A 12,990-nucleotide genomic window follows, 5' to 3' on the forward strand; every position below is an offset into this window, starting at 1 on the left:
ACGTTTTTATTTCAATTACCTCAATACTAATTTGGTAACCAGCGTTGTTGTAACTCTTTATAGTGTAACTCAAGCCATAATAAAGCGATGATAGAAGCACCATTCTCAATCGAACCATTACTCATCATTTGATAGGCTTTTTCTCTCGACATCACATGCACCAAAATATCTTCATTTTCATCAACCAATCCATGTATACCAGATGCCGTCGTAGCATCAACTTGCCCAATAAAAACATTTAATATTTCAGAGCAACCTCCAGAAGATGGGTAGTAATGGCAAATAGATTCAATATTGGTAACATCAACCCCCGCTTCTTCTTTAGCTTCACGTCTAACGACTTCAATAGGCTCTTCACCATCACCATTCATTCCAGCAATAATTTCAAATTGCCAAGGTGAAGTATGTTCGAGTGCGCCAACTCGAATTTGTTCAATAATAATCACTTCATCGGTTACAGGATCGTAAGGCAGTAAAGCACTCGCATGACCCCGTTCAAACATTTCTCTTTCTACCGGTTTACTCCAACCGCCAGCAAATAAACGATGAGAAAAAGTATACTTCACCATCTTAAAGAAACCGTGAAAAACCGTTTCTTTATTCTCAATTTTAACATCACTAATATGAAACTTTGTCGGCGAAATTTTACATTTATTCATATGCTTTAAATCTCACAGTAAAAATGTATGGGTGAATTAATCATTAAATATTGAGATCAAAAATAGCTAATAATCAAAGCACGACAAATAACAATCGACAAGCTTTGATGTCATTTTTTTTTGAAAAACAGTGAGTTTTGTTTAGCTTTTTTGTTTTTATTGTCCAAGCGGACAGTAAGTGGTAAATTAATGTAAAAGATTGCATAACATTTTAGCGACTTAGGTTACAATCATATGCATATTGTTTATTAATTATATAAGCGGGAAAGAATAATGAAAAAGCTGCTTCCACTTATCGTCAGTCTCGCACTAAGTGGCGTAACCACTGCTCACGCTGATGATTTGGCACAGATTTACAATCAAGCAAAAGAAAATGATCCTCAATTATTGCGTTCGAAAGCAGATCGAGATGCCTCTTTTGAAGCCATAGAATCAAGCCGTGGCACTCTTTTACCTCAAATTAATTTAACTGCTGGCTACAATATTAACCGTAATATTGATACGCATGATAGTCACCAGCAGAATATGCCGGAAAATAACAATTTTACAGCTGGTGTGGATTTCTCTCAAGAGCTTTACCGCCGCGATAGCTGGGTAAACTTAGATATCGCTGAACAGAATGCTCGTCAACAAGATTCAGCATACGCAGCAGAACAACAGAATATGATCTTGCGTGTTTCTCAAGCCTATTTTGGCGTATTGCAAGCTCAAGATAATCTTACGTTTATTCGTGCAGAAAAAAAGGCCGTTGGTCGTCAACTAGAACAAACTAAACAACGTTTTGATGTTGGCTTATCGGCAATTACTGATGTTCATGATGCTCAAGCACAATACGATAGCGTATTGGCTGATGAAATCATTGGTGAGAATAACGTTACCAATAGCTATGAAGAATTACGTGAAATCACAGGTCAAATGAACAAAGATCTGGCTCAACTAGATACTAAACGTTTTTCAGCTAACACGCCTCAAACCAATTCAAATGCTCTGGTTGATGAAGCACAACAGAAAAACTTGTCATTATTGACCGCTCGTATTGCTCAAGACATTGCAAAAAGTAATATCTCTCTAGCAAACTCTGGTTATACACCATCATTAACATTGGATGCTGGCTACCAATACTCGGATGTTGATGCTCATGATGACCATACAGCTCAAGGTAACTACAAAAGTAATGACTACAATGTTGGTGTTAATTTAATTGTACCTCTGTATCAAGGTGGTACTACTAGCGCTGATGTTAAAACGGCTGAATACCAATATGTCTCGGCTAGTCAGCAACTTGAGTCGACTTATCGCGGTGTTGTGAAAAATGTACGCGCTTACTACAACAATATTAATGCTTCTATTGGTACTATCCGTGCTTATGAGCAATCTGTTATTTCCGCGAAATCAGCATTAGAAGCAACAGAAGCGGGTTATGAAGTAGGTACTCGTACTATTGTTGATGTGTTAGATGCTACTCGTCGTTTATACGATGCTAACAGCCAATTATCTGATGCTCGTTATAACTACATTCTAAGCGTTTTACAGCTAAAATTAGCGGTAGGAACATTGAGTGAACAAGATGTATTAGACATTAATGCAGGTCTTAAAACTGCATCAACATCTAAATAAACAATAAACATCGATAAATGAAAAACGCCACTTTGAAAGTGGCGTTTTTTTTTGCAAACTTATCCGCACTCTTTTTATAAAGTATGGAGGACTAAGGATTTAACCTTTGCCACCTCGGATCGCATTAATGATTTCAGATGTCGAACAACCATCTTCAAAATTTAATACTTTAACTTCACCACCAGCAGCAATCACTTCTTCACCACCAGCAATCTCTTCCGGCTTATAATCCCCACCTTTAACAAGAATACTAGGAAGGACTTCTGCAATTAAACGCTGTGGTGTGTCTTCAGAAAATGGTACAACCCAATCTACTGCGCCTAGCCCTGCTAGTACCGCCATACGACGATCGGTTGGGTTTACTGGGCGACCAGGACCTTTTAAACGTTTTACTGAAGCATCTGTATTAACCGCAACAATTAGACGATCGCCTAACTCGGCAGCATGATTTAAATACGATACATGACCGGCATGCAAAATATCAAAGCAGCCGTTCGTCATAACTACCTTCTCGCCACGAGCTCGAGCACGCTTGACCGCTTCAATTAATGTTGACTCACTGATCACGCCATAATCAGTATCTTTGCTGCCATGGATCGCTTCGGCTAATTCAATAGTAGAAAGTGTTGAAGTGCCTAATTTACCGACAACAACTCCTGCAGCAGCATTGGCCAGTGCGCATGATTCTTTTAAATCTTTCCCCGCAGCAACCGATGCTGCTAAGACCGAAATAACCGTATCGCCAGCACCCGTCACATCAAAAACCTCTTGAGCTTGTGTTGGTAGATGGAAAGGATCTTTTCCTCGTTGCAGCAATGTCATTCCATGCTCGCTACGAGTCACAAGCAAAGCTTCAAAATCAAACTTATCAATCAGAGCCAAGCCTTTTTCAACTAGGTCTTGCTCATCTTTCGTTTTCCCTACCACCAATTCAAACTCAGAGAGATTTGGAGTTAGTAATGTCGCACCACGATATCGTTCAAAATCCGCACCTTTAGGATCAACAAAAACAGGAACCTTGGCGGAGCGAGCCTTTTGGATCATAGCTTGTACGTCGTCTAAAGCGCCTTTACCGTAATCCGATAAAATTAGTGACTGCACGTGCGGTAGATATTGATCCATTCGTTGCATCACAAGAGCAGAATCGACGCCAGCAAAACTTTCTTCAAAATCAAGACGAATAAGTTGCTGGCCACGGCTCATTACACGTAACTTAGTGATGGTTGGTAATTCAGGGATTGCCACAAAATCACACTGTACATTTAATGATGATAGTTTATCAGAAAGCACTTTAGCGGGTTCATCATCCCCGGTTAAGCCAATCAATTTCGCATTACCACCTAATGCCGCAATATTCATTGCCACGTTTGCGGCACCACCTGGGCGCTCTTCGTTGTTTTCAATTTTAACCACAGGGACTGGCGCTTCAGGAGAAATTCGAGCCGTTGGGCCATACCAATACCGATCAAGCATGACATCACCAACAATCAACACTCCAGATTTAGCATAATTGGGCAAAATAGGTTTCATAACATTCTCCAATGACTCAGTTTATAGATCGCTTTATCAAGTCTATAACTAAGCCATAATTTTATAACAACGTAATATAGTTAATTGGTGCGGATCATATCACATACACCGATAACGAAAAGCCAGTAATCAGTTAAGACTCAACAGTTAACGGTAACCATGATTGCCATTGCTTTTGAATACACTGCCTTTGATCCACAAAACGAGATTCATCCACATCCGCATCTTGTTTTAGTAAATTTCGATGATGAATTTCATCTCTGAGGGTTGTGTAAGCTTCTATTAACTGTTCAGCTTGCATCACTGTAATTAAATCTTGTTGAGCCATCACACCAAGAATTCGAACATTATCCGACCATTGTGTTAGCTCTGGGTATTGATGGCTATATTGTAATACCCAATACTGCACCAAAAACTCAACATCGGTTATACCACCTTTATCTTGTTTTAGCATAAATCGACCAGCCTTTTTAGCCCCAAGATGACCCCGCATTTTTACGCGCATGTCCGCGACTTCTTGTTTAAGCTTAACTTGCTCCCTTTCAAGGCTAAGTATCGTAAAGCGAGTCTGACTAAACGCTTGTTCTAGCAATGCATCACCATAAATCATCCGGGCTCTAACTAAAGACTGGTGTTCCCACGTCCACGCTTCTTTATGTTGATATTCATCAAACGTTTCCGCAGTACAAGCCAATAAACCAGAAGCACCCGATGGCCTTAAACGAGTGTCTACATCATATAAAATACCCGATGGAGTACGCACTGAAAATATATGAATGATGCGTTGAGCAAGCCGTAAATAAAACTGCCTACCATCAATTTCTTTTGCGCCATCTGTGGTTATATTTTCAGGGCAATCATGCAAGAAAACCACATCAAGATCAGAATCATACCCTAACTCCCAACCACCGACTTTGCCGTACCCAATAACCGCAAAACCTTTGCCATCTCTCCCAACCAAGTGACGAGGCTCGCCAAACTTCTGGCTGACTTGCAACCAAGCTTGCTGCACAACTGCATCCATAATAGCTTCAGATAAATACGTTAAGTGATCGCTCACCTTCATAACAGGAAGAACACCAGCAATATCTGCCGCTGCAACTTTTAAAATACAAATCTGTTTGAATTGGCGCAGAGCTTCCATCTGCTGTTCCATATCATCTTCAGGAATACGAGCTAAGAAATCTCGTAATTCTGAACGATAATCAGCCAAAGCAATAGGGTTATAAAGCTGCTGGGGATCAATCAATTCATCCAATAAAATAGGATAACGCCCCAACATTTCCGAAATCATAGGGCTGGCGGTACACAGACGGATCAGCTGTTTCAAAGCACCGGCATGAGCTTCTAATAATTCTAGGTAAGTGGTACGCGTGACAATTTTAGTCAGAAGATGCAAAACACGCGATAAACCAAATTGTGCATCAGGATGCGATAAAACGGTTTCAAATATTTTAGGCATGAGCTGGACTAAAACTTCGCGCCCACGCTGCCCTAACGTTTTCTTCGCTAAATCTTTTTTAAACTGGCTAATGACCGTAGCCAACTCTTCAGCTGACTCAATACCAAGATCCGTGGTTAAAATATTTTCTACAACATCCTGCTGTAAAGCCATATCCCATATTTCGACAAAATGTGGCGCTACTGTTTGCTCTTGGGTTTCATCTTCTCCAATAAGATCCACGAAAATAGCATGAACCTGCTGCATGTTATGATTAATTGTATCCATCAATTCAGCCCAACTTTGGGCTCCCATCGCACACACTAAACGGTCTTGATCAAGAGAATTATCTGGCAAGGTTTGCGTTTGTTTATCATGAATAGCTTGAATGAGGTTTTCCAAACGGCGTAAAAATAGGTAGCTTTGACGTAGTGATTCAACCTCTCCAGGTTCAAGAAGATGAAGATCATCAATCGCCACTAAAGTTTCTAATAAACCACGACCACGTAAACTTGGTTCTCGACCACCTCGGATCAACTGGAACACCTGAGCGATAAACTCCACCTCTCGGATCCCACCAGCGCCTAATTTAATATTATTAACCAAACCACGGCGACGGACCTCAGATCGAATCATCGACTTCATACGGCGCAAGGATTGAATCGCACTGAAATCAATATAACGACGAAATACAAATGGTCGTAGCATTTGACGAAGTTCTTGGTATTGAGGGTACATTTCACTTCCCATCACCCTCGCCTTCACCATCGCATAGCGCTCCCAATCTCGACCTTGTTCTTGGTAATAATCTTCTAACGCCGCATAGCTCATCACTAATGGGCCACTCTCACCGAAAGGCCTCAAACGCATGTCCACACGGTAACAAAAACCATCTAATGTTGGCTGATCCAATGATTTTATAATTCTTTGACCTAATCGGGTAAAAAATTGTGAGTTATCAATACTACGGCGTTGGCCTTGAGTTTGACCATTTTCAGGGTAGGTAAAAATCAAATCGATATCAGAAGAAAAGTTAAGTTCGCCACCACCTAGTTTTCCCATACCAATAATAAGCATGGGTTGAGGTTGCCCTTCATCATTACAAGGCGTTCCCCACTCGAGGCAGCACGCTTGATATTGCCATTGATAAGCTTCAAAAATCATGGCTTCTGCAAGCTGCGATAAATGCGATAAACTGATTTCTAGATCCCAGTTAACGGTCGCATCATGAGAAAGCAAACAATCTCGCCAAGCAATAATTACCATTTCTTGACGGCGAAAAAGACGTAACTGGTGCATAAGTTCAAGCTCATTAGTACAAGAACTTAATCTCAATGCTAATGATTGTCGATATTGAGCCTCTCGGTCATTATCCGTTAATAACTCAGGCAGCGCCGCCATCAAGACTTTATCGGCTTGTAATGAATCAAAAACAAAATCACTCAGAGGCAAAACTTGCTCTAATTGTTGCAATATATCTTTGGGCCAATTAATTAATATTTCTTGGTAACTTTGCTGCAAAGCGCTCATGGACTTTTGGCATTGTTGCTGTAATTGAATAGAGAGAGCCATGATTTTTCCTTGTATGTATTATACCAATCATCGTAATTGCTTTAAGATTTAACTGGCTAAGTAGAGGTAATGATATTGTATGGTAAACATCACACTCTATCGCGTTTATAAGCACCGAGTTAAATCCAGATCCGATACTGTTAACAATATCGAGTAAAGTAAGTTATATCTATTTGTAAAAGGAACATCCATGCTTAAATATTACAGTGATGTGGATTTTAAACCATTGAGTTTAATGTCATTATTGCTTTCTATTGTTTCTTTGATTCTGGTTTCATATCTATTATTTATACCTGTATCCGAAGATACTCGCCATACTTTATTAGGTATTGATACTGCTATCTGTTGTCTATTTTTATTTCAATTGAGCTTAGATTGTTATCGTTCCGACAACCGCCTTAAATATTTAAAATTACACTGGTTAGACTTTCTTGCAAGCTTACCTGCAATTGAAGTTTTTCGTTATGCGCGCTTATTGCACATATTCAGAATAATTATGATCTTACGCTTTAACAAAAAAATCATTCAGCAAATACTAGAAAATCGTAAAGAGGCTACTCTTGCGACTATTTTTACGCTTTTGATTATCTTACTCTGCTTAGGTTCAAGCTTTATGTTGTTATTTGAAGAGAATGCACCAAGCAGCAACATTAAAACAGCTGCTGATGCATTATGGTGGAGCATAGTAACGATTTCTACAGTGGGTTATGGTGATCACTATCCTGTGACATTTGCTGGAAAAGTTCTCGCATCAATACTGATCGTTTGTGGGGTTGGAATTTTTGGTATGATCTCAGGTCTTCTTGCCTCTATTATCGCCTCACCAAATAGCAAGCAACATACCCAAGACAAGAAAAACATTGAGATAATCTTACAGCAGCAACAGAAGTTAATAACCCAGATCGAACGGCTCGAATTACAGCTGCAAGAAAGGCATAAAAAAGAGATCTGATGATCCTTGTTTGTGCCTTAATCATGTTCAATAAATTTTAATCATGCCAATAAGGGGTGAGCTCTAAACAGTGAGACCTTGTTTTTTCCATTGCATGTAAAATAGAGTTTTCCTGTCGTTTAAGCCAACGTTCTAGTTGCTCTTGCTGCTCTACCTCAAGTTCCTCATAAAGCTGCTTTAATGGCATTAAATTCAATAAATCATCAATGCCTTGCAACAAATCAACCCAAGGCAAACGAAATTGAGTTCTCAAATTAAGATCAAATAATGAGGCGAAAGCCAGTCCAGTATAAAGAGTACGACTTAACCGTAATTGTTGATCAATATAATCCTGGCATGAAAAAGAACGTTCTACAGGAAAAGCTTCAACTAATTCAGCCCAACTGCGATCAAGCTGCTTTTTCGCAAATAAAGTCACGCTCTGACTCATTTTTTTCTTCGCTTTATCATCAAGGAAAGGATGCCAGCCTCGTGATAATATCCAACGACTTAAATCGAGTAATAAGGCGGTATAACGAGCAGACTGAAAAAGTGCCAGAATCTCATCTCGATTAGGTAAAGCCTCTTTCTGAAGAGTAAGTTCATTGACTAAATGCTTTTGAGTATCCAATTTTCGTAAAATGTAACCTTTATCCTCTGTCAATTCATTAAGGTATTGGTCAGTTTTAAGCCATGCAAGTTCATCATCCAACCACTTAAATTCTTGGCGTAAAATAGCACTGGCACGGCGAGGAATAATTCCACCATAAACATGGAAAAGCTGACGTATAAACTCAATGGCTTCATTGATTTGCTCTAGTGCGGGAATAGAATCATGTTCAGCATAAATCTGCTCATGATAAAGCCAATGAGATAAAGCATGTTCAAGTGAATCAACAAAACAAGCTTCTACTGTATCACTTGCTTGTGTTTCAACTAGAGCAAAGCTCATTACAGGATCGCATTGGTAATCTTGTTGAGCTAAACGATAACCACGAGCAGCTTTACTCAGATTTCCTAGACGCATACCACCTTTGTCTGATAATAGACGTGCCAAAGTAAATAATGACTCTGTTTGACCAGACTTAAGCTCTAACTCAACTTCACAAATCGGCGTATGCTGATCGCCAACAATGACTGCACCTTGATCGAAAGCAAGTTCGATCTGGCTACCATCAGGCATACTCACTAACCATTGTTCACGTTCAAAGTTCGTTTCAAATAATGGTAATAATTCGTTTTGTAAATCGTGCCAGTCTCGGTTTTCAGGCCAAATATCGTTGGGGTGAAGAGAAAGATCCGGTTCATTACTAGTGTGCTCAGCGTTGAATTCTGGTCTTTGGTGTAAACCTGCAACAACTCGACCAGATGTTTTCACCGTTTGAACATAGACATCATCGCTACGACGAATGCGCAAACCTATATCGTGCTGTCTTAGCCATTGATCTGAAGTATCAAAATAGAGATTAGACAGTGTTCGACAGCTATGTTGAAGCACCTTCATTTCTTCTATTTTTAATTTTAAAATATCGGAAAAATTAGGTGAAACAAAAAATTTCAGTTCTATCTCAGTTTCCATGTTCAAATCCGTAGTTGATAACTCCGAAAGGATATGGCGGAATGCATAAAGGAGCAAGTAAGAAATAATCCCAGTTGTTTCTAAACATGCTCTAAAATAGTATGAATGCCTGTGATATTGAGTTAACATGCGCGACTTTATAGCGCTGCCAAGCATTTAACCATTGCGATGTTAAGGTTAAATGTCCTATGAGTTATATTTTTTTGTAGGTTGAATAACCATGCCAGTAAATACAATTATGGGGTTATTTGCAAAGTCCCCTATTAAGCCTTTGCAAGAACACGTTGTCCGTGTAAATGAATGTTGTTCACACTTGATTCCTTTTTTTGAAGCTTGTGCACAAGAAGATTGGGATGAAGCAAACAGCCAACGCGAAACCATATCTCGCCTTGAACGAGAAGCCGATTCACTAAAGCGTGAAATTCGCCTTAAGTTGCCTCGCGGACTATTCATGCCAGTCGACCGTACTGACATGCTTGAGTTACTTACTCAGCAAGACAAATTAGCCAATCTTGCCAAAGATATTGCAGGTCGCGTAATTGGACGCCGCTTACAAATCCCTTCTACACTCAATGAATCCTTTATTGCTTATGTCATTCGTTGCCTCGATGCTGCGAGTCAAGCACAAAAGGTAATCCATGAGCTTGATGAACTTCTTGAAACCGGCTTTAAAGGTCGTGAAGTGACTCTTGTTGCAGAAATGATCAATCAACTAGATGAAATTGAAGATGATACTGATGTCATGCAAATTGCATTACGCCAGCAACTCATGGAAATTGAATCTAAATACAATCCTATCGATGTTATGTTCCTATACAAAATATTGGAATGGGTTGGTGGTATTGCCGATCAAGCCCAACGTGTTGGTGCTCGTTTGGAAGTCATGTTGTCTCGTTCATAAGTTCGACTCAACCAAAATAATCAAAACAGTACAAAGTAACTTATGCAGTAGGTTCAGGGTGTGATTCCCTGAGTTCAGCCAACTCGAATTGTTACCTCAAAAAACTAGGTATTACGATGGATATCCTCGCAAACTACGGCACTATTATTATTTTAGTTGCAGCGTTATTTGGTTTCCTAATGGCTATTGGTATTGGTGCAAATGATGTTGCTAATGCTATGGGCACATCTGTTGGTTCAAAAGCACTAACCGTTAAACAAGCAATCTTTATTGCCATGATTTTTGAATTCGCTGGCGCGTATTTAGCTGGCGGTGAAGTAACCGACACCATTCGAAATGGTGTCATCGAAACTTCTTTTTATACCTCACATCCTGAAGTTTTAATTTATGGAATGATGTCAGCGTTATTGGCTGCTGGTACTTGGTTGTTACTTGCCTCTTACATGGGTTGGCCAGTATCAACTACACATTCCATTATAGGTGCCATCATCGGTTTTGCTTGTGTATCTGCTGGTACACAAGCAGTAGATTGGCAGTCGGTTCAAGGCATTGTTGGTAGTTGGATTATAACTCCATTTATCGCAGGCCTTTTTGCTTACGGTATTTTCGTTAGTGCTCAACGGTTAATCTTTGATACTGAAAACCCAGTAGCGAATGCCAAACGTTTTGTACCGGTTTATATGTTTTTGACCACAATGGTAATAGCACTGGTTACGATCAAAAAAGGACTAAAACACGTAGGCTTACACCTTACTCATGGTGAAGCTTGGATGTATTCCATTTTGCTCTCAACCTTGGTTATGATTGGCGGTTATCTTTATATTAAACGTAAATTTGCCGATCAAGTTGAAGATCATAGCTTTAATGGCGTAGAAAGTATTTTTAGTATATTAATGGTCATTACCGCTTGTGCGATGGCATTTGCACATGGCTCAAACGATGTAGCCAATGCCATTGGCCCATTGTCAGCAGTGGTTGCAACCGTGCATAATATGGGCGAATTAACGACAAAAAGTGAGATCGTTTGGTGGATTTTACCACTCGGTGGTTTAGGTATTGTAGTTGGTTTAGCCACTATGGGTCATAAAGTAATGGCAACCATAGGTACAGGCATAACCGAACTAACACCAAGCCGTGGTTTTGCTGCGCAATTAGCAACAGCAACAACGGTTGTGCTGGCTTCAGGAACTGGTCTTCCTATTTCAACAACGCAAACATTGGTAGGTGCGGTATTAGGTGTTGGCTTTGCTCGCGGTATTGCAGCACTGAACATGGGTGTGGTACGAAATATTGTTGCATCATGGATTATCACCCTACCTGCAGGTGCCGTATTAGCAATTGTATTCTTCTACGCGATCCAAGCAGCATTTGGAGGCTAAGCCTTAGAAGGTTAGCATTCTGTCAAAGCAGTGTCATAATTATGCTTTAGACAAGAAAAGAGGGAGCTTTCGCTCCCTCTTTTCTTGCACGCTAAGCCGAAACTTCTTACTATTTCGTTAGCTTATTATTAACTGACTTATTTGGCGTACTTGAGATCATCTATCCTTAGTTGGCATGATGAAATAACGAGGCGTCTATCAATTAAAAGGAACAAAATGTGAAAAAGCTTTTTTGCTTAATCCTATTAACCTGTTTTTTTGCTCCATCGACATACGCTCGTGATTTCTACATCTCTGATAACCTATTTACCTACATGCATTCTGGACCGGGTAACCAATACCGAATTATTGGTAGTGTCGATGCTGGTGAAGTGATCAAAATATTAAGTTCAAACAAATCGGCAGGTTTCTCTCAGATTATCGATAGTCAAGGCCGTAAGGGCTGGGTTGAAAGCAAATATGTGACTGCCGATGTTAGTATGTCAATACGTCTACCGCAGGTAGAGAAAGAGCTGACAACAGTAAAAGATGCTTTGGCTAATGCTCGAAAAACCTCAGATACTGAAAAATCAGGCTTAGTCAGTTCTCTTAAGGTGAGCAATAAGCAAATCTCGGATCTAGAAACCAACTATCGTAACCTAAATCAGCAACTCTCAGATTCTCAAGCAGAAGCTCGAGAACTACGCGCTAAACTTGATACGCAAAAAGATGACTTACTCATTCGTTACTTTATGTACGGCGGTGGTGTTGCAGGCTTAGGACTATTATTTGGTCTAATTCTTCCTCATATCATTCCACGTCGTAAGAAAAAGAATGGCGGTTGGGCGTAATCGCCTTGCACTAAACAAGCTGTAAAGTAATCATATAAAAAGCCAGACTAGGAAATAAACCTAAGTCTGGCTTTTTTATCTGCACAGTAAAGCATATCTTTTCACATTAATAATGTTACTTAGCTCGATTCACCTGCATCAATCGTTCTACAATCGGCTCATTCGCTTCTGGAAATTGGTAATCACCAATATCTTCAATTTTCACCCACTGTCCTTCTTGCCCTTCTTTACCATAAGCCTCACCTGAAAAACCCGTCACACTGAAGAAATCAAAAGTCAGTTTTTTTTCAGGGTAGTCGTAGTCTAAATGTTCAAAATGGGTTAATTGGGTAACGTTAATATCAACTTCTTCATAAAGCTCTCTAATCAAACCTTGTTCCGCGCTTTCATTTAACTCAACCTTACCGCCGGGAAATTCCCAATAGCCACCTTTATGAAGTTTCTGAGGCCTTTTAGTTATGAATATCTTATCTTTATTCGAATTAAAGATAATACCTGCGACAATATGTAATCTAGTCATCATTACTCCTATAAAAAAGGCCGCCGAAGCG

The 12,990-nt window shown here is 39.8% G+C and carries 10 protein-coding genes; 5 read left to right on the forward strand and 5 right to left on the reverse strand.

Annotation, left to right across the window (positions count from 1 at the left end; genetic code table 11):
- Positions 1 to 26: 26 nt before the first annotated feature.
- Positions 27 to 659, reverse strand: a complete 633-nt coding sequence (gene nudF, locus HC725_RS13135; RefSeq protein ID WP_190332278.1) for an ADP-ribose diphosphatase — start codon at positions 657 to 659, stop codon at positions 27 to 29.
- Positions 660 to 932: 273 nt separating this feature from the next.
- Between nudF and tolC the strand changes: the two genes are divergently transcribed.
- Positions 933 to 2,276, forward strand: coding sequence for an outer membrane channel protein TolC (tolC, locus tag HC725_RS13140; RefSeq protein WP_190332279.1), 1,344 nt, complete (start codon positions 933 to 935; stop codon positions 2,274 to 2,276).
- A 99-nt stretch (positions 2,277 to 2,375) separates the two neighbouring features.
- On the opposite strand, the gene hldE is transcribed toward tolC, so the two are convergent.
- Positions 2,376 to 3,806, reverse strand: a complete 1,431-nt coding sequence (hldE, locus tag HC725_RS13145) for a bifunctional D-glycero-beta-D-manno-heptose-7-phosphate kinase/D-glycero-beta-D-manno-heptose 1-phosphate adenylyltransferase HldE (protein WP_190332280.1) — start codon at positions 3,804 to 3,806, stop codon at positions 2,376 to 2,378.
- Between the two features lie 133 nt (positions 3,807 to 3,939).
- Positions 3,940 to 6,819 carry a bifunctional [glutamate--ammonia ligase]-adenylyl-L-tyrosine phosphorylase/[glutamate--ammonia-ligase] adenylyltransferase gene (gene glnE / locus HC725_RS13150; protein ID WP_190332281.1) on the reverse strand — a complete coding sequence of 960 codons (2,880 nt, stop codon included), beginning with the start codon at positions 6,817 to 6,819 and terminating at the stop codon, positions 3,940 to 3,942.
- A gap of 190 nt (positions 6,820 to 7,009) precedes the next feature.
- On the opposite strand from glnE, the gene HC725_RS13155 reads away from it, so the two are divergent.
- Complete coding sequence (locus HC725_RS13155; protein ID WP_190332282.1) at positions 7,010 to 7,771, forward strand: potassium channel family protein; 762 nt, start codon at positions 7,010 to 7,012, stop codon at positions 7,769 to 7,771.
- Positions 7,772 to 7,808: 37 nt separating this feature from the next.
- Here the strand turns inward: HC725_RS13155 and HC725_RS13160 are convergent, their stop codons facing one another.
- Positions 7,809 to 9,329, reverse strand: coding sequence for a CYTH and CHAD domain-containing protein (locus HC725_RS13160; RefSeq protein WP_190332283.1), 1,521 nt, complete (start codon positions 9,327 to 9,329; stop codon positions 7,809 to 7,811).
- 220 nt (positions 9,330 to 9,549) lie between these two features.
- Here HC725_RS13160 and HC725_RS13165 point away from each other — a divergent pair, with 220 nt between their 5' ends.
- The 3 genes from HC725_RS13165 (at position 9,550) to HC725_RS13175 (ending at position 12,439) form a co-directional block, all read left to right on the forward strand.
- On the forward strand, positions 9,550 to 10,230 hold the full coding sequence (locus HC725_RS13165; protein WP_190332284.1) for a TIGR00153 family protein: 681 nt from the start codon (positions 9,550 to 9,552) through the stop codon (positions 10,228 to 10,230).
- Positions 10,231 to 10,346: 116 nt separating this feature from the next.
- Entirely contained in the window at positions 10,347 to 11,609 is a 1,263-nt protein-coding gene (locus HC725_RS13170; protein ID WP_190332285.1) for an inorganic phosphate transporter, read from the forward strand.
- Between the two features lie 218 nt (positions 11,610 to 11,827).
- Positions 11,828 to 12,439: a TIGR04211 family SH3 domain-containing protein gene (locus tag HC725_RS13175; RefSeq protein WP_190332286.1), complete on the forward strand. Its 612-nt coding sequence runs from the start codon at positions 11,828 to 11,830 to the stop codon at positions 12,437 to 12,439.
- Positions 12,440 to 12,554: 115 nt separating this feature from the next.
- Here the strand turns inward: HC725_RS13175 and mutT are convergent, their stop codons facing one another.
- Complete coding sequence (mutT, locus tag HC725_RS13180) at positions 12,555 to 12,959, reverse strand: 8-oxo-dGTP diphosphatase MutT (protein WP_190332287.1); 405 nt, start codon at positions 12,957 to 12,959, stop codon at positions 12,555 to 12,557.
- Between the last annotated feature and the right edge of the window lie 31 nt (positions 12,960 to 12,990).

The organism is Vibrio sp. S17_S38 (genome assembly GCF_014694375.1).
GTDB lineage: Bacteria > Pseudomonadota > Gammaproteobacteria > Enterobacterales > Vibrionaceae > Vibrio.

Excerpts from the sequence above, each read along its gene's own strand:
- mutT (WP_190332287.1), bottom strand. The coding sequence starts at position 12,959 with ATGACTAGATTACATATTGTCGCAGGTATTATCTTTAATTCGAATAAA.
- tolC (WP_190332279.1), top strand. The coding sequence starts at position 933 with ATGAAAAAGCTGCTTCCACTTATCGTCAGTCTCGCACTAAGTGGCGTA.
- glnE (WP_190332281.1), bottom strand. The coding sequence starts at position 6,819 with ATGGCTCTCTCTATTCAATTACAGCAACAATGCCAAAAGTCCATGAGC.
- HC725_RS13170 (WP_190332285.1), top strand. The coding sequence starts at position 10,347 with ATGGATATCCTCGCAAACTACGGCACTATTATTATTTTAGTTGCAGCG.
- hldE (WP_190332280.1), bottom strand. The coding sequence starts at position 3,806 with ATGAAACCTATTTTGCCCAATTATGCTAAATCTGGAGTGTTGATTGTT.
- HC725_RS13155 (WP_190332282.1), top strand. The coding sequence starts at position 7,010 with ATGCTTAAATATTACAGTGATGTGGATTTTAAACCATTGAGTTTAATG.
- HC725_RS13165 (WP_190332284.1), top strand. The coding sequence starts at position 9,550 with ATGCCAGTAAATACAATTATGGGGTTATTTGCAAAGTCCCCTATTAAG.
- HC725_RS13160 (WP_190332283.1), bottom strand. The coding sequence starts at position 9,329 with ATGGAAACTGAGATAGAACTGAAATTTTTTGTTTCACCTAATTTTTCC.
- nudF (WP_190332278.1), bottom strand. The coding sequence starts at position 659 with ATGAATAAATGTAAAATTTCGCCGACAAAGTTTCATATTAGTGATGTT.